This is a genomic window from Pseudomonas sp. 18173 (assembly GCF_050432945.1).
GTDB lineage: Bacteria > Pseudomonadota > Gammaproteobacteria > Pseudomonadales > Pseudomonadaceae > Aquipseudomonas.
In genome coordinates this window covers 367,657-387,193 of sequence record NZ_JBKFTN010000002.1, presented here as the reverse complement: position 1 = coordinate 387,193, position 19,537 = coordinate 367,657, and the positions used below count along the sequence as shown (strand labels likewise).

At 60.0% G+C, this 19,537-nt stretch carries 19 protein-coding genes; 9 read left to right on the top strand and 10 right to left on the bottom strand.

Features of this window, described 5'->3' with window-relative positions; genetic code table 11:
* The first annotated feature begins 578 nt into the window (after window positions 1–578).
* Window positions 579–1,535, top strand: a complete 957-nt coding sequence (trxB, locus tag ACLD1X_RS03910) for a thioredoxin-disulfide reductase (RefSeq protein ID WP_095965873.1) — start codon at window positions 579–581, stop codon at window positions 1,533–1,535.
* A 180-nt stretch (window positions 1,536–1,715) separates the two neighbouring features.
* Here the strand turns inward: trxB and ACLD1X_RS03905 are convergent, their stop codons facing one another.
* The 7 genes from ACLD1X_RS03905 to ACLD1X_RS03875 all read right to left on the bottom strand — a co-directional run bounded on the left by ACLD1X_RS03905 (window position 1,716) and on the right by ACLD1X_RS03875 (window position 6,370).
* Window positions 1,716–2,966, bottom strand: coding sequence for a 2-aminoadipate transaminase (locus ACLD1X_RS03905; RefSeq protein WP_429366204.1), 1,251 nt, complete (start codon window positions 2,964–2,966; stop codon window positions 1,716–1,718).
* Window positions 2,967–3,225: 259 nt separating this feature from the next.
* The gene (locus ACLD1X_RS03900; protein ID WP_429366203.1) at window positions 3,226–3,564 is read right to left on the bottom strand and encodes a HopJ type III effector protein; all 339 of its coding nucleotides are present in this window, start codon (window positions 3,562–3,564) and stop codon (window positions 3,226–3,228) included.
* Entirely contained in the window at window positions 3,557–3,853 is a 297-nt protein-coding gene (locus tag ACLD1X_RS03895) for a DUF1244 domain-containing protein (RefSeq protein ID WP_015093518.1), read from the bottom strand. The genes ACLD1X_RS03900 and ACLD1X_RS03895 overlap by 8 nt, the downstream gene beginning before the upstream one ends.
* Window positions 3,854–3,949: 96 nt before the next feature.
* Window positions 3,950–4,321: a dihydroneopterin triphosphate 2'-epimerase gene (folX, locus tag ACLD1X_RS03890; RefSeq protein WP_007970304.1), complete on the bottom strand. Its 372-nt coding sequence runs from the start codon at window positions 4,319–4,321 to the stop codon at window positions 3,950–3,952.
* Window positions 4,322–4,323: 2 nt separating this feature from the next.
* The gene (gene folE / locus ACLD1X_RS03885; protein WP_429366202.1) at window positions 4,324–4,899 is read right to left on the bottom strand and encodes a GTP cyclohydrolase I FolE; all 576 of its coding nucleotides are present in this window, start codon (window positions 4,897–4,899) and stop codon (window positions 4,324–4,326) included.
* Between the two features lie 20 nt (window positions 4,900–4,919).
* Window positions 4,920–5,630 (bottom strand): dihydromonapterin reductase, encoded by a 711-nt coding sequence (gene folM / locus ACLD1X_RS03880; RefSeq protein WP_429366201.1) that lies wholly within the window; start codon window positions 5,628–5,630, stop codon window positions 4,920–4,922.
* Between the two features lie 170 nt (window positions 5,631–5,800).
* Window positions 5,801–6,370 carry an antibiotic biosynthesis monooxygenase gene (locus ACLD1X_RS03875; protein WP_429366200.1) on the bottom strand — a complete coding sequence of 190 codons (570 nt, stop codon included), beginning with the start codon at window positions 6,368–6,370 and terminating at the stop codon, window positions 5,801–5,803.
* Window positions 6,371–6,594: 224 nt separating this feature from the next.
* Between ACLD1X_RS03875 and ACLD1X_RS03870 the strand changes: the two genes are divergently transcribed.
* Complete coding sequence (locus ACLD1X_RS03870; RefSeq protein WP_429366199.1) at window positions 6,595–7,554, top strand: MerR family transcriptional regulator; 960 nt, start codon at window positions 6,595–6,597, stop codon at window positions 7,552–7,554.
* Between the two features lie 3 nt (window positions 7,555–7,557).
* Here ACLD1X_RS03870 and ACLD1X_RS03865 read toward each other — a convergent pair whose 3' ends face one another.
* Together ACLD1X_RS03865 and ACLD1X_RS03860 are read right to left on the bottom strand one after the other, a co-directional pair.
* Window positions 7,558–8,163 carry a hypothetical protein gene (locus ACLD1X_RS03865; RefSeq protein WP_429366198.1) on the bottom strand — a complete coding sequence of 202 codons (606 nt, stop codon included), beginning with the start codon at window positions 8,161–8,163 and terminating at the stop codon, window positions 7,558–7,560.
* 54 nt (window positions 8,164–8,217) lie between these two features.
* On the bottom strand, window positions 8,218–8,694 hold the full coding sequence (locus tag ACLD1X_RS03860; protein WP_429366197.1) for a PAS domain-containing protein: 477 nt from the start codon (window positions 8,692–8,694) through the stop codon (window positions 8,218–8,220).
* A 102-nt stretch (window positions 8,695–8,796) separates the two neighbouring features.
* Between ACLD1X_RS03860 and ACLD1X_RS03855 the strand changes: the two genes are divergently transcribed.
* From ACLD1X_RS03855 to ACLD1X_RS03840, 4 genes are all read left to right on the top strand, one after another.
* Window positions 8,797–9,252, top strand: a complete 456-nt coding sequence (locus tag ACLD1X_RS03855; protein WP_429366196.1) for a flavodoxin — start codon at window positions 8,797–8,799, stop codon at window positions 9,250–9,252.
* Window positions 9,253–9,478: 226 nt separating this feature from the next.
* Window positions 9,479–10,261, top strand: coding sequence for a class II aldolase/adducin family protein (locus ACLD1X_RS03850; protein ID WP_429366195.1), 783 nt, complete (start codon window positions 9,479–9,481; stop codon window positions 10,259–10,261).
* Entirely contained in the window at window positions 10,261–11,163 is a 903-nt protein-coding gene (locus ACLD1X_RS03845) for an alpha/beta fold hydrolase (protein ID WP_429366194.1), read from the top strand. The genes ACLD1X_RS03850 and ACLD1X_RS03845 overlap by 1 nt, the downstream gene beginning before the upstream one ends.
* Window positions 11,164–11,325: 162 nt before the next feature.
* The gene (locus tag ACLD1X_RS03840) at window positions 11,326–12,237 is read left to right on the top strand and encodes an SDR family oxidoreductase (protein ID WP_429366193.1); all 912 of its coding nucleotides are present in this window, start codon (window positions 11,326–11,328) and stop codon (window positions 12,235–12,237) included.
* Window positions 12,238–12,311: 74 nt separating this feature from the next.
* Here ACLD1X_RS03840 and ACLD1X_RS03835 read toward each other — a convergent pair whose 3' ends face one another.
* Window positions 12,312–13,082 carry an N-acetylmuramoyl-L-alanine amidase gene (locus tag ACLD1X_RS03835; RefSeq protein WP_429366192.1) on the bottom strand — a complete coding sequence of 257 codons (771 nt, stop codon included), beginning with the start codon at window positions 13,080–13,082 and terminating at the stop codon, window positions 12,312–12,314.
* 574 nt (window positions 13,083–13,656) lie between these two features.
* Between ACLD1X_RS03835 and ACLD1X_RS03830 the strand changes: the two genes are divergently transcribed.
* The 3 genes from ACLD1X_RS03830 to ACLD1X_RS03820 all read left to right on the top strand — a co-directional run bounded on the left by ACLD1X_RS03830 (window position 13,657) and on the right by ACLD1X_RS03820 (window position 19,526).
* Window positions 13,657–15,450, top strand: coding sequence for a DUF1302 domain-containing protein (locus ACLD1X_RS03830; RefSeq protein WP_429366191.1), 1,794 nt, complete (start codon window positions 13,657–13,659; stop codon window positions 15,448–15,450).
* Window positions 15,451–15,473: 23 nt separating this feature from the next.
* Window positions 15,474–16,841: a DUF1329 domain-containing protein gene (locus ACLD1X_RS03825; protein ID WP_429366190.1), complete on the top strand. Its 1,368-nt coding sequence runs from the start codon at window positions 15,474–15,476 to the stop codon at window positions 16,839–16,841.
* 141 nt (window positions 16,842–16,982) lie between these two features.
* Window positions 16,983–19,526: a LuxR C-terminal-related transcriptional regulator gene (locus tag ACLD1X_RS03820; RefSeq protein WP_429366189.1), complete on the top strand. Its 2,544-nt coding sequence runs from the start codon at window positions 16,983–16,985 to the stop codon at window positions 19,524–19,526.
* The last annotated feature ends 11 nt before the right edge of the window (window positions 19,527–19,537 follow it).

Below are 19,537 nucleotides of genomic sequence, written 5' to 3'. Positions count from 1 at the left end.
GTGAGAGTAGGTCATCGTCAAGATTAAATTCCGAAACCCCTATCTGCGTATGCAGGTAGGGGTTTTGTTTTTGGCGCCCCCCCCTGTAGGAGCGAGCTTGCTCGCGAAAACCCCGAGCGCACCGCGGGGCTTCAGGTTTCCCGCGTCATCGTTAACGCCCATCGTCGGAACGCCGCCCGGAGCCAGCTCGCTCCTACAATGAAGCCAATCCTGACGATGACGCTGGCTGTCTGAAACATTGCGGTCTGCACGCAAGGTTGGAATCCACGAGCAAAGCAGCGCCATCGGCGTCGTGGCCCATCTCCGGAAGTGTTGGCATCCCTACACTCGCTAACTGTTAGCGTCATTCAGATACCCTGACGTCGATATCGTCGGGCAGATTGCATAGAAACCACCTATGAGCTGGATTGTTAAACCGTATTTCCTTAATCTTCGCCCCCTCGATACGCTGCACCCAATCTTTTACAGGACGGTCGGGTTCAAGCCTTCCCCAAGTGCTTTCAACCGTTCTTTTTTATTCCAGCCGGCAATCCGGCGTTCCGCGCCAGGTATTCCGGGCCGGTCAACAGGAGCAGGTCATGTCTGAAGTCCGTCATTCGCGTGTGATTATTCTCGGTTCCGGCCCTGCCGGTTACAGCGCCGCGGTCTATGCCGCCCGTGCCAACCTCAAGCCACTGCTGATCACCGGCATGCAGGCCGGCGGTCAACTGACCACCACCACCGAAGTCGATAACTGGCCGGGCGACGTCCACGGCCTGACCGGTCCGGCGCTGATGGAGCGGATGCGTGAGCACGCCGAGCGCTTTGAAACCGAGATCGTTTTCGATCACATCAATGCCGTGGACTTCGCCGCCAAGCCATACACCCTGACCGGCGACAGCGCGACTTACACCTGCGACGCCCTGATCATCGCCACCGGCGCCAGCGCTCGTTACCTGGGCCTGCCTTCGGAAGAAGCGTTCATGGGCAAAGGCGTTTCCGCCTGCGCAACCTGCGACGGTTTCTTCTATCGCAACAAGCCGGTTGCCGTGGTCGGTGGCGGCAACACCGCTGTCGAAGAAGCCCTGTACCTGGCCAACATCGCCAGCAAGGTCACCCTGATCCACCGTCGCGAAACTTTCCGCGCCGAGAAGATCCTGATCGACAAGCTGAACGCCCGCGTTGCCGAAGGCAAGATCGAGCTCAAGCTCAACGCAACCCTGGATGAAGTGCTGGGCGACAACATGGGCGTGACCGGTGCCCGCCTGAAGAACAACGACGGCAGCTTCGACGAAGTGAAAGTCGACGGTGTGTTCATCGCCATCGGCCACACGCCGAACACTTCGCTGTTCGAAGGCCAGCTGACCCTGAAAGACGGCTACCTGGTCGTGCAGGGCGGCCGTGACGGCAACGCCACTGCCACCAGCCTCGAAGGCATCTTCGCCGCCGGTGACGTGGCTGACCACGTTTACCGTCAGGCCATCACCTCGGCTGGTGCCGGTTGCATGGCGGCACTGGATGCCGAGCGTTATCTGGACAATCTGCAGAACGCTTGATTCTGTAGAAACGAAAAAACCGGCTTCGGCCGGTTTTTTTGTGCCTTCGGAAAATGCATATACCCCTGTAGGAGCGAGCACGCTCGCGATGGTCGTCAACGATAACGCGGGGAGCCTGACACCCCGCGGGGCTCTCAGGTTCTTCTCGAGCGTGCTCGCTCCTACAGTGGGCGCTGTGAATCAGGTCAATTTCTTCAGGCACGCTTCCAGGATATCCAGCCCTTCCTCCAGCACCGCCGCCTCGGTGGTCAGCGGCGCCAGCAGGCGAATGATGTGCCGTGATTTGCCGCTGGGCATCAGCAGCAGCCCGGCGTCCCGCGCCAGGGCCAGCAGTTGGGTCAGTTGTGCCGCTGCTGGCGAGCCGTCGGCGTTGATCAGCTCGATGCCGCGCATGGCGCCGACGCCGGTCAGGCGACCCAAGTACGGCGTCAGCCTGCTTGAGCGCCAGGCTTGGTAGCGGCCGACAATCGCCTCTTCCTGCTGCGTGCCCCAGGCATGCAGGTTGGCATCGGTCATTTCGTCCAGGGTCGCCAATGCCGCCGCACAGGCGATGGGGTTACCGGAATAGGTGCCTCCCAGGCCACCCTTGGGCAGGTTATCCAGTAGCGATTTACGCCCCACCACCGCGCCCAGCGGCACGCCGCCGGCGATGCTTTTTCCGAGCAGGATCAAGTCAGGCTCGATACCCAGTCGCGAGAAGGCAAAGCGCTGGCCGGTACGACCGAAACCGGACTGGATTTCATCGGCGATCAGCACAATGCCCTTGTCGTCGCAGAATTTGCGCAGCATCTGGGCGAACTCGGCCTCCATGGCCAGGAAACCTGCTTCACCCTGCACCGGCTCGACGATAAAGCAGGCAACGTCTTCGACATCGATCTCGACGCTGAACAACCGCTCCATGGCCTTTAGCGCGTCAGCGCAAGTCACGCCGTTGTCCCGACTGGGGAACGGCAGGTGATACACCGGCCCCGGCAGCACGCCGACTTTCTGTTTGTAGGGCGCGACTTTGCCATTGAGGTTGAGCGTGGCCAGCGTGCGGCCGTGAAATGCGCCGTCGAAGGCGATGACCGCGGTACGGCCGGTGGCACCGCGGACGATCTTCAGGGCGTTCTCCGCCGCTTCCGCGCCGCTGTTGGTGAGCATGCCGCTGACCGGGTATTCCACTGGCATGAACGCGCTGAGGCGATCCATCAGTTCGAGGTAAGGCACATGGGGGGCGGCGTTGAACGCATAGTGGGTCAGTCGGGTGGCTTGTTCGCGAATGGCCTCGACGATGCGCGGATGGCAATGACCGAGGTTCAGCACGCCGATGCCGCCGACAAAGTCGATGTAGCGTTTGCCATCGGTGTCCCAGACCTCGGCGTTTTTGCCGTGGCTGAGCGTGACGGGGTGAACGATGTTGATCGACTGGCTGATGGTTTCGCTGCGCATGAATGACCGGCTCGGAAGAAGGAGGACTTCTTTTTATCTAAGCCGCGAGCGGTGGTACGCGGCAAACGAAATAAAGTCGCCGGGTCAATCTTAAAAGTCGGGAACTGCGGTTAAACCTCTGCATCTCTACCCTGTGGGAGCGAGCCTGCTCGCGATGATCGTCAACGATAACGCTGGTTACCTGAAACCCCGCGGTGTTCTTGCGTCCATCGCGAGCAGGCTCGCTCCCACAGGGTTCAGGTTTGGAGTAGAGTTTGGTTCAGCGGCGGGTCAGCGGCTGCCGGGCGAATTTCACCCCCGCCAGACCATGGGCAATCAACGCGCGGATATTGCCGTGATCGCTGCCTTCCGGCGTCGCCAGCACCGAGCGGTAATGCTCACCGAACGCCAGCAGCGCTTCTTCATCGCTCAAGCCCTCAAGCAGCGCCAGACCCAGGGTCTTGCACGAGCCTTCGTTCTGCCCGGCTGCGTTTTCCACGCCGCCATTGTTGAAGGCCTGGGGCTGGTAGTCGTAACCGGCGGCGATGAAGGCCAGGGTGTCGGCAAAAACGTGTTCGCCGCTGTTGAGGCTGGCGCGCAGGGTGTTCAAATCACTCATTGGGTTTTCCTTTGGCGAACGCCGCCTGTTGTTCGGCGCTGGCTTCTTGCTGATATTGGGCTTTCCATTCGGCGTACGGCATGCCGTAAACCACTTCGCGGGCTTCGTCGAGGCTGACCTCGATCTGGCGTTCGTCAGCCGCGGCCTTGTACCACTTGGACAGGCAGTTGCGGCAGAAGCCGGAGAGGTTCATCAGGTCGATGTTCTGCACATCCTTGCGGCTGTCCAGGTGGGCCACCAGCCGGCGAAAGGCGGCGGCTTCGAGTTCCAGGCGTTGTTGGTCGTTCATGGTGGTCTCTGCGAGACAGCTTCAAGCGGCAAGCTTCAAGCTGCAGGTTGGATGGCGGTGGCTGCAAGTTTACAGCTTGGCGCTTGTGGCTTGAAGCTAGCGGCTCGCTGCAAGCGTAATCGACACCGACTCGGCGAATCGCAGCGCGTGGGGCTTGTCGACTTCCACCTCGGCGTAGAGCACCGATGCGTTGGCCATCACCAGGTCGAGAATTTCCTGGGTCAGGCGTTCGAGCAGCGCAAAGCGGTTGCCTTCCACGTGGGCGATGATCGCCTTGGTGATCGTGCGGTAGTTCAACGCGTGATCGATGTCGTTGTCCCGTACCGCTTCCTGGGCTGCGTACAGGATGGTGAGGTTGATCAGCACATCCTGCTTGTTGAGGATTTCATCCTCGTTGATGCCGATGAAGGTACGCAGGCACAGGTCTTTGACCCGAATGCGTGCCATGCCTGGCTGAAGTTGTGGCATTGCTACTTGCTCCGTCCAATCAATTGCAGGAACTCCTGGCGGGTGTTACTCGACTCGCGGAAGGCGCCGAGCATCACCGAGGTGTTCATGGTCGAGTTCTGTTTCTCGACGCCGCGCATCATCATGCACATGTGCTGCGCTTCGATGACCACTGCGACGCCTGCCGCGTCGGTCACCTGTTGCACGGCGTCGGCGATTTGCCGGGTAAGGTTTTCCTGGATTTGCAGGCGCCTGGCGAACATGTCCACCAGCCGTGCAATCTTCGACAGGCCCAGCACCTTGCCGGTCGGAATATAAGCCACATGCGCCTTGCCGATGAAGGGCAGCAGGTGGTGCTCACAAAGCGAGTACAGCTCGATGTTGTCGACGATCACCATTTCATCGTTGTCGGAGGCGAACAGCGCGCCGTTGACGATCTCTTCGACACTTTGCTCGTAACCATGGCAAAGGTACCGCATGGCTTTGGCCGCGCGCATCGGCGTATCGAGCAAGCCTTCGCGGTCGGGGTTTTCGCCGACGCCGATGAGGATCTCGCGATAGCTCTGGGACAGGTCGTTCTGGGGCAGGGATAACGTCATGGAAAATCCTCGCGGGACACTTATTTGATGTGCCTTCCGCCGTTGACGGTCAGGGTGGTGCCGGTGACATAAGGGTTGTCGAGCAGATAGCGCAGGCTCTGGTAGACCACTTCGCTGCCGGGCTCGATACCCAGTGCGGACTTGGCCAGCGCCTTGGCGCGATAGGCCGCGTCGTCCTCGGGGTTGAACAGTAGCAGGGCCGGCGCGATTCCGTTGACCTTGATGGCCGGCGCGTACCTGGCGGCGAAGGACAGGGTCAGGCTGTCGAGCCCGGCTTTGCTGGCGCAATAGCCGATGTGCTTGCTGCTGCCCCGGCGGGTCACGTCATCGCTGATGTGCACGATATCGGCGGGGCTCGAGCGTTGCAGCAGTTCGGCGCAATGCAGGTTGATCAGGTAAGGCGCCAGCATGTGCACGCTGAACATGCGGGTGAATGCCGCGGCGTCAGTGTCCGGTGTTTCAGCCAGCCACTCGGAGGCGTTGTGGACAATTGCCCGCAAGCTGTCGGTGTGGGTTTTCAACTCGCTGATGAAGGCGAGGATCCCGGACTCACTGGCGAAGTCCGCGTAGACCGCGGTGGCCCCCAGGTCGCGCAAGGCTTGTACGCCGGGACGCTCGCTGCGGTAGCTGAAGATCACGCGATGGCCGTCTTCCAGCAGTCGCCGGGCGCAGTGCAGGCCGACACGCTGGCCGGCGCCGGTAATGAGGACAGGGGCTGCGGAAGAAGTCATGAACGGCTCGCGTCGCGGTGAGAGCAAAACTATACCAGCGACACAAGCAGTCTACCTATTTGTGCGGCATCCTCTGTGGGAGCGAGCCTGCTCGCGAATGCGGTGGGTCAGTCAACAATGATGTCAAATGTTCTGGCGTCTTCGCGAGCAGGCTCGCTCCCACAGGGGGATCAGCGATTTTGGACGGTGGCTTCGGCGGGCAATGGCCGTGCTGGCGTGCTGTTCAGCCAATTGGCCAGCAAGCGGGTCGACAGCGGGATGAAGAAATACACCATCAACGGCGTCAGGCACAGGGTGCTGATGAACACGCGGGGCAGCAGCGCCATCTCGCTCAGCAGCGGCCCCAGCGCAAAGTTGAACAGCAGTGAAACCGGAAAGAACGCCAGCCAGATCGCCACGGCCTGTTTCCAGCGCGGCGGGCGTTGCCCGGTGGCACCGAACCAGCCCTCGATGCCGCTGACCCGATGTTCTGTCGGGTGGGCGAACAGGTCGCTGCCGCGTCCGAGCCAGGCGCTGCGCGAGGCGGAATGCTCCCAGACATGCAGGGTCTGCTCGTCGGCAAAGCGGAAGATAATCTGGAACTCGTCATCGCCGGGCGGCGGTGCGAGTACGCCGGAGCCGAGGTAGCCAGGAAAGTCGGTGGCCAGTTGTTCGCCTTCGCGTAACCAGGCGATCAGGTCTTGATAGCGACCGTTGGCAACACGACGCGCGACCATCAGCGTGACGGGAGGGGTAGACATTGTGTATCTCCATAATACATTCGCGTCGCTCCGGATAGGAACTTCGCCAGGCACAGCGCCGGGGTGGTGGGCTGTGACTCGGAACAAGCAAGGATTATTCCTGATTCGCCCAGCCGCGTCTGCGACGTTTTTCGCTGGTTCGCGGCATATGGTTTTTTTACGGAATCTTTACGGGGCAGGCGAGTTAGAATGAGGCTTGGACGATACAGGGATGTTGCAGCAGGATGCCCTTACTTACTGACGTTACTTCAGAAGCCACGCAGATTGCCCCTCTCGAACAGGAAGAGCTCTTTCCCATTCGCGAGGTGGCGCGCCTGACTGGTGTCAACCCGGTCACGCTGCGTGCATGGGAGCGTCGCTACGGGCTGGTCGTGCCAACACGCACTGAAAGTGGGCATCGCCTGTATTCGCTGACCGATATTGAGCGGGTTCGCAGTATCCTCGGCTGGATCGAGCGCGGTGTGGCCGTCAGCAAGATCGGCAGGATACTGGCCAGGACCGAGCCGCTCCGGGCGTTGTCGCACATCATCCCCGATAACCTGGTGCAAGCCGATTACGCGCAGTGGCAGCAGCAGGTTCTGGCTGCGGTCAACGGGTTTGACGACGTTCGACTGGAGCAGGTCTACGGGCAAATTTTTTCCAGCTACACCCTGCCGGTAGTGTTTCAGGACATTCTGATCCCCGTCTGGAAGCAATTGATGCAACGTCAGGACCAGTTCGGAGGAACCAGCGAGTGGCTGTTCCTGGATGGTTTTCTGCGCTCTCGGGTATTACAGCGTCTGTTGTTGCTGCGCGAAAAACAGCCGCGCCGCGTGGTCATCTGTGCTTTGGTTGGCCACTGCCGGGAACTGGAACTGTTGGTCGCCGCCCTGTTCCTGAGTTCCGGGCCAACGGCCGTTCGCGTGCTGAACATGGGCCAGCCGTTCGAGGAGCTGGCGTTGATGTGTGAAAGGATCAAGCCCTTGGCGCTGGTGCTGTTTTCCAATCATGTGCCGGCGCCCGAGTTGCCTCGGCGCTTGAGTCGCCTGGCCATGAGCCTGGATTGTCAGTTGTTGCTGGCCGGCGATGCTTCTGACCTGGCGCAGGAGAGTCTCGCCGGGTCATCGATCGGTTGCCTGGGCAATGAAGGGGAGGTCATGAGCCAGCGTCTGAAACAGTTCCTGGCGGGTAGCCTGGATACTTGAGGTTCAGAGATGCAGCGCTGGGTGAGTCAGGCGATGCTGTTGCAGGATGAACTGGCGCAGACGTTCGGTTTCGTCGGTATCGCTCTGGTTCAACTGATAGGCGTAGAAGCCCTGTTCGTTTTCTTTCTCGAAAGTGCCACGCAAGGCAATCCGCTCATAACCTGACGGGCTGAACCACAAGGCAAAATGCTTGGGCGGCTTGGTCTTGTTGCGAACCTCCAGCAAAACCCCTTTGCACGACACTTCGTGTACCCACAGGGTGCCAGGTTGGCCCTGGGCGTTTTCCAACGCTACCGGTTCGTCCAGCACCAGGCGCCAAGGCCGGACCATCGGCCCGTCCTCATAGATGCTCGGCACGCCGAGACGCAAATGCAGCGCATGGAACTCGTCTTCCACCAGGTGCAGGGGAAAGGTCATTTGCTGGTTTTCGAAGCTGGCCTGAATGGTGACCTGCTCATGGGCCGCGAGGCGGGTGAGCAGGTCACGGATTTGCGATCCACCATTGACGAGCAGGCTCGACGTCGCATCCCGCACATTGAGTTGCGGGTTGTGGTGCATGGTCTGGATGAAATCCAGCTCGTCCTGGGTCAGGAGTGCGTCACGTTGCATGGCCAGCTCGAAAGGTATAGTTACAAAGTCATTGGTGATTGTAGTAACTGACCATTAATTCTGGCTTTTGTTTTTGCCGTTCGTCGCCTTCAATGCAGCAAGCTCGGCCTGGACTTCAGCCAGCTGCGCCTCCAGCTGAATCACGCGCTGCTGCGCCTTGACCTGCAGGGTGACGTCTTTCTGTACACCGATAAAATAAACCTGTCCGTCATTCGAGTTTTTTACCGTCGAAAGGGACAGCTCATTCCAGAACGGTGTGCCGTCCTTGCGGTAATTGCGCAGGATTTCCCGACACGATCCTTCATTGTTCAACGCGTCACGAATCTTTGGCAGCGCATCCTGATCGCGGTCGCCCGACTGCAGGAAGCGGCAATCCTGGTAGAGGATTTCTTCGCTGGTGTAACCGGTCAGGCGCTCGAACGCCGGGTTGACGTAAATCAGGATCTTGTCCTGATCGCCTTCCTTTTCGGCAATCACGATTCCGTCGTTGGAGGCGTTGATGGCCAGTTGCAGCAGTTTTGCGTTGATCATCGGAGTATCCTTTCCTGATTGATTGTCTTTTGCATTCTAAAAGAACAATCACGACCGTGCTGTTAATATCCGGGTCTTTTACTCGAATTCAGGATCAGATTGATGAAAGTCGCCATCATTTCCGGCTCGGTGTACGGCACCGCTGAAGAAGTTGCCCGTCACGCCGCCAGCCTGTTGAAAGCTGCCGGTTTCGAAACCTGGCATAACCCCCGTGCGACCCTCGCCGATGTCCAGGCATTTGGCCCCGAAGCCTTTCTGGCGGTGACGTCGACCACCGGCATGGGCGAGTTGCCGGACAACCTGCAACCGCTGTACTCGACCATTCGTGACCAATTGCCAGCGGCCTGGCGCGGTTTGCCAGGCGCGGTGATCGGATTGGGCGATGCGAGTTATGGCGACACCTTTTGTGGCGGCGGCGAGCAGATGCGCGAATTGTTCGGTGAGCTGGGCATTCGCGAAATACTGCCGATGCTGCGCCTTGACGCCAGCGAAAGCGTGACCCCCGAAACGGACGCCGAGCCTTGGCTGGCGGAGCTGATCAGGGCCCTGCGCGACTGACATTTTCACGGCACCCAATACCGGTCAGGGTTCTGACAGTGCACTGAAAACTGCCTGTCAGACCCTTGCTGGCGCCGGTCATTTGACATGGATCCAAGGCAGCAAGGCGACTGACTCGCTGGGCCATCAAGCTGGCTGCCAATGCAACTACACGAGCCTCAAGGGCTGACTAGACTCGGTAATCATAGGAAACACTCCATAATAAAAACACCGAGGCTTTCTTGCCGTGACAGTCGCTCCCGCCCAATCGCCACACAGTGTCAAAGACCAGGTCAGTGCTGCCGAGTGGCAGACTCGTGTTGACCTGGCAGCCTGTTATCGCCTGGTCGCCCAGCATGGTTGGGATGACCTGATTTTCACCCATATCTCCGCCAAGGTGCCCGGCACCGAAGATTTCCTGATCAACCCGTTCGGGTTGATGTTTCATGAAATTACCGCGTCAAGTCTGGTCAAGGTGGATCAGGCCGGCAACAAGCTGATGGACAGTCCCTACGAGATCAATCCGGCGGGCTACACCATCCACAGCGCCGTGCATGAAGTCCGTCACGATGTCGTCTGTGTGCTCCACACCCACACGGCTTCGGGAGTTGCCGTGTCCGCACAGAAGCAGGGCGTTTTGCCGATCAGCCAACAGTCGCTGTTCGTGCTGTCCAGCCTGGCTTACCACGCCTACGAAGGCGTAGCGCTCAACCATGAAGAGAAAGTGCGACTACAGGCCGACCTCGGTGAAAACAATTTCCTGATGCTGCATAACCACGGTCTGCTGACCTGCGGCAGCACCATCGCCGATACGTTCCTGATGATGTTTACCTTTCAGCGTGCCTGCGACATTCAGGTCATGGCGCAAAACGGTGGTGCTGAACTGATCGCCATCGAACCGCAGATTCTGGCCGGCGCCAAGGCCATGATCGCGGGTGTCACCAGAAGTGCTCAAGGAATGGGCGGAGCGCTGGCCTGGCCGGCGCTGCTGCGCAAACTCGATAAACTGGACCCGGGTTATAAATACTAATGGCACTCGCCGAAATCCCCCTGTGTGTCTGGCGCAAACGCAGCCAGACGTTCGTATTCCGTGGCCAGAGCATCCGTTACTGGACAGCCGGGCAGGGTGAGCCGCTGTTGCTCATCCACGGTTTTCCGTCCGCCAGCTGGGACTGGCATTACCTGTGGCAGCCATTGGCCCAGCGTTTTCGCGTGATCGCTTGTGACATGCTGGGCTTCGGCGATTCGGCCAAACCGGCGAATCACGAATACAGCCTGCTGGAGCAGGCGGATCTGCAGCAGGCATTGCTTGAACACTTGAAGGTCGAACAGCCGGTGCACCTGTTCGCCCACGATTATGGCGACAGCGTGGCCCAGGAACTGCTGGCCCGGCATTATGAATCGCGCGTGGCGCTGGCCAGTTGCGTGTTTCTCAATGGCGGGTTGTTTCCGGAAACCCATCACCCGGTATTGATGCAAAAACTCTTGCTCAGCCCTCTGGGCTGGATGATTGGCCGCGCCTTCAGCCGCGATGGTCTGGTGAGAAGCTTCCGCCAGGTTTTCGGTCCGCAGACCCGGCCCAGTGAAAGCCAGATGGATGATTTCTGGAGCCTGATCGAGAGCCACCGGGGGCCACGGATCATGCACAAATTGATCGCCTACATCCCGGAGCGACGCGTCTGGCGCAACCGCTGGGTGAGCGCGATGCAGCGCGGTGAAGTGCCGCTACGCGTCATCGATGGCGGGGTCGATCCGGTTTCCGGCGAGCACATGGTCGAACGTTATCGGGAACTGATACCGGATGCGGACACGGTGGTGTTGCCCGACATTGGCCACTACCCACAGATCGAGGCGCCCTGCGAGGTGCTCAAGCATTACCTGGCGTTTCGCGATCAACTGCTCTTGCCGCCGCGCAAGGTGGCGTGTTCCTGACCCTTGAATTGAACTGTTGTGGCGAGGGGGGCATGTCTATTTCGACATCAATCATCCCCCAGCCTTATCGCGCACCATTCAGCCTCCCCCGTGTTCATTGTGACCCACTGCGCCGTGCCTGAAACTCGGACTCATTGTCCCTTGGCCTGCTGGAGTCCCCCCATGAATGAATCTGTGCGCTTCGAAGATAAAGTCGTGATCATCACCGGTGCCGGTGGTGGCCTGGGGCGGGCGCATGCACTGCTGTTCGCCAAACAGGGTGCCAGGGTACTGGTCAACGATCTCGGCGGCTCGGCCCAGGGCGAAGGCGCCAACGCTTCGGCCGCCGACCGCGTGGTCGCGCAAATTCGCGAAGCCGGCGGCACCGCCGTGGCCAACCACGACTCGGTCACCGACGGCGACAAACTGGTGCAAAACGCCCTGGATGTCTTCGGTCGCGTCGACGTGGTGGTCAACAACGCCGGGATCCTGCGTGACAAGACCTTCCACAAAATGGACGACGCCGACTGGGACCTGGTTTACCGCGTCCACGTCGAAGGCGCCTACAAAGTTACCCGCGCCGCCTGGCCGCACATGCGTGAACAGAATTACGGCCGGGTGATTTTCACCGCCTCGACTTCGGGCATCTATGGCAACTTCGGCCAGTCCAACTACGGCATGGCCAAGCTCGGCCTTTATGGGCTGACCCGCACCCTGGCCATCGAAGGCCGCAAGAACAACATCCTGGTCAACGCCATCGCCCCCACCGGCGGCACGCGCATGACCGAAGGCCTGATCCCGCCGCAAGTCTTCGAACAGCTCAAGCCGGAACTGGTCAGCCCGCTGGTGGTGTACCTGGCCAGCGAGAACTGCCAGGAAACTTCCGGCCTGTTCGAAGTCGGCGGCGGCTGGATGGGCAAGGTCCGCTGGGAACGCAGCCTCGGCGTCGGGTTCGATCCACGGGCGGGTTTCTCCCCGGAAGACGTGGCGGCGCACTGGCAGCAGATTTGCGATTTCGAAGGCGCGGCACATCCGAAGGACAACATCGAAGCGCTGAAGGAAATGATGGGGAATCTGCAGAAGTATTCGCTCTGAAAGTGCCAGCAAGGTCACATTGACTGACCTTGCCGGTTATTGCATCTATCGGTTGAAAAACCGTTTGCCAACGCTCAGGCGGGAAAGTATTTGAATACCAGGGCCTTCAGATTGGCGGCTGTTTGAGCGTCCATTTTTCCGTCGAAGTTTTCCGCACGAAAATGCATCTGGAATGCCCGCACCAACTGTTGAAAACCGCCTTCCGTTGACGCCTCCGAAATATCGTATCCATAGGTTTTGAACAAACCCAGCAATTCGCTTCGGGCCGGGATGCCCGATGTCCTGTATTGGCACAGATACTCGTCCCGAGTGCATTCATCGAACCAGGCGCCGACGCCTTTCAAGTGCAGCGCATGCCAGGGAAACATCGGCCCCGGATCACTTTTGCGGCCGATCGAAATATCAGAGTGACCCAGAACCTGCGTCGGCGTGATATCCGGGTAGCGCTTGAGGATGTTCAGCGCCAGTTGTTCAATCGCAGCAATCTGCTCGGGGTGATAGGGCGGGAAGGTGAATTCGCCTTTGTTGTCAGTCGCCAGGTTGACGACTTCAATGCCGATCGACGTGTCATTCAGATTGCTGCGGTTACCCCACTGACTGACGCCCGCGTGCCACGCGCGATTGGCTTCATCCACCAGATTGAAAACTTCCTGCCCGGTGTAACCGGCGTTCAGATAGCTGGGGTCGGTAATGTCTGGAACCAGATAGTGCGCGCTGACGTTTGGACCGGTCAGGGCATTGATCGAACTGGTGAAGTTGCCCGCCGTGTAGTGAAGGATCAGAAAGCGTACTCGACTGTTGACGCTTCTGATCGAACGATACTGGTTGTAATTGATGGGTTTCATGATTGCACTCGCAATAAGTAGGTTTGAAGTCGTTCGCCGACTTGCTGTTCAACTTAATGGCGTGAGCGCTTTTGGTGGTTACCTATGCTTGTAGCCGCTTTCTGAAAGAAATGTAGGCGTGCGAAATATGGTCTGGATCGTCAGGGTTACCGACTGGCAACCGTTACTCAGCAAAAACCACCGCCCATAAAAAAGGCCGCTGCAAACGCAGCGGCCAAGGTAAGACGTTGGATCAGGAGCTACAAATCAACGTCAGTGAACATGGGGCGATGAACCGAATCTTCGACTCATCTGAAATCTTTCATCACGGCGCAGACCGGCACATCGTGCCTTGCGGTGGTTTACCGTGGCAGCGAGATAAGAATAAGCCCTTGGTGCTGTAGGAAAAATACCAATTCCGGACATGCACTGTTGCAACCCGGGCAACAGTGAGGAATCGGGCGCTCGTCGTCTGGATGATGCCCCGGTGCCAGTCATCCTTTAGAGGTACACCACGAATACCTCCTTGGTGCGCTTATCGACCCCGGTGCCCGGCAGTAGGGTGAGGCCTTCTGTCACTCACCGGGGAAGACGCATGACAAAAACAACAATGCGCGCCATCTTCACACCGCAGGCGCTGGCGGCCGCGGTTGCATTAGGCTGTTGCGCCCAGGCGCAGGCCCTTTCATTCAACATCGGGGAAATCGAGGGGACGTTCGACTCCTCGTTGTCGGTCGGCGCGAGCTGGGGCATGCGTGATGCGGATAAATCCCTGGTGGGCATCGTCAATGGCGGTTCTGGCCAGTCTTCGACCGGCGACGACGGGCGATTGAACTTCAAGAAGGGCGAAACCTACTCGAAGATCTTCAAGGGTATTCACGACCTCGAATTGAAGTACGGCGACACCGGCGCGTTTGTGCGTGGCAAGTACTGGTACGACTTCGAGCTGAAGGATGAAAGCCGCCCATTCAAGGACATCAGCGATCACAATCGCAAAGAAGGCGCCAAGTCTTCCGGCGGGCAAATCCTCGACGCTTTCGTCTACCACAACTACTCCCTCGCCGATTTGCCGGGCACGGTTCGCGCCGGCAAGCAGGTGGTCAGTTGGGGCGAGAGCACTTTCATCGGCAACTCGATCAACAGCATCAACCCGGTCGACGTGTCTGCGTTCCGTCGTCCAGGAGCCGAGATCAAGGAGGGCCTGATTCCGGTCAACATGCTGTTCGCCTCCCAGGGCCTGACAGAGAAGTTGACCGTCGAAGGTTTCTATCAACTGGAATGGGACCAGACGGTCGTCGATAACTGTGGCACCTTCTTTGGTGTCGATGTGGTGGCGGACGGCTGCAACAAGGGCTACACCGTCGCCAGCCCGGCCATTGCACCGTTGCAGCCGATAGCGGCTGCCTTTGGCCAGGGCTTCGAGGTCAGCAGGGAGGGCGTGATCGTTCCCCGTGGTGGCGACCGCGATGCCCGGGATTCCGGGCAGTGGGGTACGGCGTTGCGCTGGCTTGGGGATGACACCGAGTACGGCCTGTACTTCCTGAACTACCACAGCCGCGGCCCGAGCGTCGGGACCACCACCGCCGGCCTCAGTACACTGGCGAGCATTCCGGGGATCGTCGCTACCGCCAACCGCATCGCCCCTGGCAGCGGTTCAGGCCTGGCGCAAAGCGTGATGCTCGGTCGCGGCCAGTATTACCTCGAATACCCGGAGGACATCCGCCTCTACGGCGCCAGCTTCTCCACCACGTTATCCACCGGCACCGCGTGGAGCGGGGAAATCAGCTACCGCCCCAACGCCCCGGTGCAGGTCAACACCAATGACCTGACCCTGGCATTGCTCAACCCTATCGCGGGCGGCGCAGCATCACCCATTGCCACGTCACCGGGGGCCGACAACAAAGGCTACCGCCGCAAGGAGGTGACGCAGATCCAAAGCACCCTGACGCACTTCATCGATCAGGTCGCGGGTGCAGATCGCCTGACCCTGGTGGGCGAGGCGGCGGTGGTCCGGGTCGGCGGCCTGGAAGCACGCACCAAACTGCGCTATGGCCGCGACTCGGTGTATGGCCAGTATGGGTTCGGCGGCGATACCGACGGCTTCGTGACCTCGACCTCATGGGGTTACCGCGCCCGGGCCATCCTCGACTACAACAACCTCATTGCCGGGATCAACGTCAGACCCAACCTCTCGTGGTCCCACGACGTCTCAGGCTTTGGCCCCAACGGCCTGTTCAACGAAGGCGCCAAGGCCATCAGCCTCGGTGTCGATGCGGACTATCGCAACACCTACACCGCAAGCCTCAGTTACACCGACTTCTTCGGCGGGGACTTCAACACCCTGACCGACCGTGACTTCGTGGCGTTGAGCTTTGGCGTGAACTTCTGATCTGGCTGATAAGGATGATTTCGATGCGCAAGACAATGTTGCAACTGGGCGCGCTGACCCTCGGGTTGCTGGCTGTCAACGTGATGGCCGCGGTATCGCCGGAAGAAGCCAACAAGCTCGGCACCAGCCTGACACCGCTGGGTGCCGAGAAGGCCGGCAATGCCGATGGCTCGATTCCGGCCTGGACCGGCGGCATCCCGAAAAACGCCGGGGCGGTGGACAGCAAGGGTTTCCTGGCTGACCCGTTCGCCAGTGAAAAGCCGTTGTTCGTGATCACCGCGGCGACCGTCGACAAGTACAAGGACAAACTCTCCGACGGCCAGATCGCGATGTTCAAGCGCTACCCCGAGACCTACCGGATTCCGGTCTACCCCAGCCACCGCACCGTGGCATTGCCGACGGAGATTTATGAGTCGGCCAAGCGCAGTGCGCTGAACGTGACACCGATCAACGACGGTAACGGTCTGGCCAACTTCACCGGCAATCGCTACTACGCATTCCCGATTCCGAAGAATGGCGTGGAAGTGATCTGGAACCACGTGACCCGTTACCACGGCGGCAATCTGCGGCGCACCATCACCCAGGCAACACCGCAGTCCAATGGCGATTTCACGGTGATCCGCTTCAAGGACGAGGTCGCCGTGCCGTCGTTGCTCAGCGACCTGAAACCGGGCAGCGACGATAACGTCCTCAATTACTTCAAGCAGGAAGTGACCGCGCCGGCGCGGCTGGCGGGCAACGTATTGCTGGTTCACGAGACCCTCGACCAGGTCAAGGAACCGCGCAAGGCCTGGATCTACAACGCTGGCCAGCGGCGGGTACGGCGTGCGCCGCAGGTGGCCTATGACGGCGTCGGTACCTCATCCGATGGCTTGCGCACCACCGACAACTTCGACATGTTTTCCGGCGCGCCGGATCGCTACGACTGGAAACTGGTCGGCAAGAAGGAGATGTACATTCCCTACAACAGCTACAAGCTCGATTCGCCAGAGCTCAAGTACACCGACGTGATCAAGGCCGGGCACATCAATCAGGACCTGACTCGCTATGAGTTGCACCGGGTCTGGGAAGTCGTCGCCACGGTCAAGCCGAGCGAGCGGCATGTGTACGCCAAGCGCCACATGTACATCGATGAAGACAGCTGGCAGGTGGCCCTGGCCGACCACTACGACGGGCGCGGCCAACTCTGGCGCGTCGCCGAGGGGCATGCGCAGTTCTACTACGATCACCAGGTGCCGGCCTACACCGTCGAAGCGCTGTATGACCTGATTGCCGGTCGCTATATCGCCCTGGGAATGAAGAACGAAGAGAAGCGCAGCTTCGAATTCAACATCGATGCAAAAGCAGGGGACTACACACCAGCGGCCTTGCGTAGCACTGGGGTGAGGTAGGTTTCCTACAGCCTCCTACACAAAAGGGTGACCTTATGGTCACCTTTTTTATAGGGGGCGATCAGTGTGTTGAATACTTCTTCAACAAGCGCTCGGGTGGGGGCTAGGGTGGCGCCAGAATTATAAAAAAGGCGTACCACAATGACTGCAATGACGCACTGTCTGGACCGCCCTGGCTTCTTGCCCCGACTGTCGTCCCATCATCTGTCCCGCGAGCGGCTGATTGAGCCCATGCTGGTCTCGGTTGCGCGGGTGAAGTTGCTTTGTGCACCGGCCGGTAGTGGCAAGAGCGCGTTGCTCACCGAGTGCCTGTTGCGAGCGCCGGAGCACTGTCGGGTCTGTTGGTTGCCGCTGGCGGGGCAGTCGTTGAGTGCGGGCGATTTTCTGTTGCGCCTGACGCAGGCGCTGGATCTGCCCTCGGCGGATGAGCCGGGGCTGCTGGCGCATCTGGCCCGATTACAGACACCGACCTGGCTGTTTCTCGACGATTTCTGCCGTGCACCCAACCCGGAACTCGACCGGGTGCTCGATCGCCTGTTGGCCGTCGCCAGCCCGATGGTCACCTGGTGGCTGAGCTCTCGTCGACGACCCTCCTGCAACTGGCCGCGGCTGCTGCTGGATGATGAGTTGTACGAGTGCGAAGGCCGGGCGCTGGCGTTTACCGAGGCCGAGGTCGAGCAATTGCTCGGTCATGTCGAGCCGATCCTGGCGGCACAAACCGCCAAAAGGGTGGTTGGGCGCAGCGGTGGCTGGTGCGCCGGCGTGCGGATCGCGTTACTCAATGGTTGCCCGTGGGCGGGTGAGCAGGGGCGTTCGGCAACATTGCTCGATTATCTGCAACATGAGTTGTTCAACACCTTGCCATCGGAATTGGTTGAGGTCTGGCTGGTATTGGTTCATCTGCCTCGCTTCAATGCCAGCTTGTGCGAGCATCTTTTCGGTACGGGGGAGGGCGCGCAGTGGCTTCACGCATTGCAGGAAATGGGCTGCTTCATCGAACCCTGGGAAGACTCCGTCGAGTGGTTGCGGATCTTCGAGCCACTGGCCCGGGCGATGCGTGAAGAGCCGACCCCGGCGGGGCGATCCTGGCATCGCCGCGCTTGCCAATGGTTCAGCGCCGAAGAGGACTGGCAAGGCGCCTTCGAACAGGCGCTGCTGGCTCAAGAGTACGAAGTCGCAGTCAGCCTGTTGCAGCACTTCAGTTTCGAGCATTTGTTCCGGCGTGAAAATGTCTGCCTTTTATTGAAACTCCACGAGCGTCAGCACGCTGAGCTGACCCTCGTCACGCCGCAATTGGTGGGACTGGTTACCGCCGCTTTGTTGTTTGCCGGACGCTTCGACCATGCCGCCGAGTGCATCGAGCAACTGGCCCGATTTGCCCCGCAGCCTACGCAGGCGCTGCAGCGGCAACTGCTGGCCCGCTGGCAAGCGCAACAGGGCTGGTTACTGCATTTGCAGGGCCGAATGGAGGCCGCCCGCGGACACTTTCTCGATGCGCTGGGCGAGTTGAGCGCCGATGCCTGGCCGGCGCGGTTGTTGTGCCTGTCGGGCCTGACCCAGCAGGCGTTGCTCAACGGCGAACTCGATGCGGCACTGGCGTTCAATCGTGAGGCGTTGTGTCTGGCGCGCGCCCAGAGTTCGTTATTGTTCGAAGGGCTGCTTGAGCTCGATCACGCGCAGTTGCTGGAGCTGCGCGGGGCGTTCCGGCGCGCCGAGGGCTTGTTGGCAGATGTCTTTTCACTGTTGTCCCGACAGTCTGATCGACCGACGCCGTTATTGGGACGAATCGCTCTGCGGCGAGGGCGGTTGGCGCTCTGTCAGGGACAAGATGAGTTGGCCGCCGGTTTTTTCCAGTCCGGCCTGGAGGACTGCCTGCAAAGCCAGGACAAGCACGCGCTGTATGGCTTTCTTGGGCAAGCGCAGATAGCCGCCAATCAGCGCGATTACGCCCATGCGTTTGATCGTCTGCGCGAAGCCGAGCGCGTGATGCAGCAGCGGCAGATTCCCGACACGGTCTATCGTAGTGTGCTGCTGCAGATCAGCAGCCATTTCTGGCTGCAACAAGGGCGAGCAGAATTGGCCTGCGAGGCGCTGACCCGTGTCTTGCGTCACTATCGCGGGCCTCGTGCGCGCCAGGCGCCACCGGCCACGCTTCAGCTGATTGCCCGTATCGAGTACCAACTGGTGTTGGCGCAGACCCATTTGAACCAGGCGCCAGACCCGCTGGGGCGGCTCAAGGAGTTGCTCGATCACGCACAACAGCACGCCATGCTGGCGTTGGAAACAGAGCTGCAACTGGTGCTCTGCGAAGTGGCGGACCGGATGGGCGACTCTGTGTCGGCCAAGGCTGCGCTGGATGTGGGCCTGGTGCTGGCAAGCCGCTGCAACGGGCAACAGGCATTACGCGAATTGGCGTTGCGCCGGCCCGGTCTGCTCTGTCGTTTACAGGGCGCGGCGCCAGCGGCGGACATGAGCACCGATGCCAGCCTGTTGAGCGGACGAGAGCTTGAAGTGCTTGGCCTGATTGCTCAAGGCAACTCCAATCAGCAAATCGCCGAGCAACTGTTCATTTCACTGCATACGGTCAAGACCCATGCCCGGCGAATTCATAGCAAGCTGGGCGTTGAACGTCGTACTCAAGCCGTGGCCATGGCGAAGAAGATGGGATTGATATTGCACACGTAGCCGGCACAATC

Excerpts from the sequence above, each read along its gene's own strand:
- ACLD1X_RS03825 (WP_429366190.1), top strand. The coding sequence starts at position 15,474 with ATGCGCAAGACAATGTTGCAACTGGGCGCGCTGACCCTCGGGTTGCTG.
- folX (WP_007970304.1), bottom strand. The coding sequence starts at position 4,321 with ATGCCACAACTTCAGCCAGGCATGGCACGCATTCGGGTCAAAGACCTG.
- trxB (WP_095965873.1), top strand. The coding sequence starts at position 579 with ATGTCTGAAGTCCGTCATTCGCGTGTGATTATTCTCGGTTCCGGCCCT.
- ACLD1X_RS03875 (WP_429366200.1), bottom strand. The coding sequence starts at position 6,370 with ATGTCTACCCCTCCCGTCACGCTGATGGTCGCGCGTCGTGTTGCCAAC.
- ACLD1X_RS03820 (WP_429366189.1), top strand. The coding sequence starts at position 16,983 with ATGACTGCAATGACGCACTGTCTGGACCGCCCTGGCTTCTTGCCCCGA.
- ACLD1X_RS03900 (WP_429366203.1), bottom strand. The coding sequence starts at position 3,564 with ATGAGTGATTTGAACACCCTGCGCGCCAGCCTCAACAGCGGCGAACAC.
- ACLD1X_RS03840 (WP_429366193.1), top strand. The coding sequence starts at position 11,326 with ATGAATGAATCTGTGCGCTTCGAAGATAAAGTCGTGATCATCACCGGT.
- folE (WP_429366202.1), bottom strand. The coding sequence starts at position 4,899 with ATGACGTTATCCCTGCCCCAGAACGACCTGTCCCAGAGCTATCGCGAG.
- ACLD1X_RS03905 (WP_429366204.1), bottom strand. The coding sequence starts at position 2,966 with ATGCGCAGCGAAACCATCAGCCAGTCGATCAACATCGTTCACCCCGTC.
- ACLD1X_RS03870 (WP_429366199.1), top strand. The coding sequence starts at position 6,595 with ATGCCCTTACTTACTGACGTTACTTCAGAAGCCACGCAGATTGCCCCT.
- ACLD1X_RS03860 (WP_429366197.1), bottom strand. The coding sequence starts at position 8,694 with ATGATCAACGCAAAACTGCTGCAACTGGCCATCAACGCCTCCAACGAC.
- ACLD1X_RS03895 (WP_015093518.1), bottom strand. The coding sequence starts at position 3,853 with ATGAACGACCAACAACGCCTGGAACTCGAAGCCGCCGCCTTTCGCCGG.
- folM (WP_429366201.1), bottom strand. The coding sequence starts at position 5,630 with ATGACTTCTTCCGCAGCCCCTGTCCTCATTACCGGCGCCGGCCAGCGT.
- ACLD1X_RS03845 (WP_429366194.1), top strand. The coding sequence starts at position 10,261 with ATGGCACTCGCCGAAATCCCCCTGTGTGTCTGGCGCAAACGCAGCCAG.
- ACLD1X_RS03830 (WP_429366191.1), top strand. The coding sequence starts at position 13,657 with ATGACAAAAACAACAATGCGCGCCATCTTCACACCGCAGGCGCTGGCG.
- ACLD1X_RS03865 (WP_429366198.1), bottom strand. The coding sequence starts at position 8,163 with ATGCAACGTGACGCACTCCTGACCCAGGACGAGCTGGATTTCATCCAG.
- ACLD1X_RS03835 (WP_429366192.1), bottom strand. The coding sequence starts at position 13,082 with ATGAAACCCATCAATTACAACCAGTATCGTTCGATCAGAAGCGTCAAC.
- ACLD1X_RS03855 (WP_429366196.1), top strand. The coding sequence starts at position 8,797 with ATGAAAGTCGCCATCATTTCCGGCTCGGTGTACGGCACCGCTGAAGAA.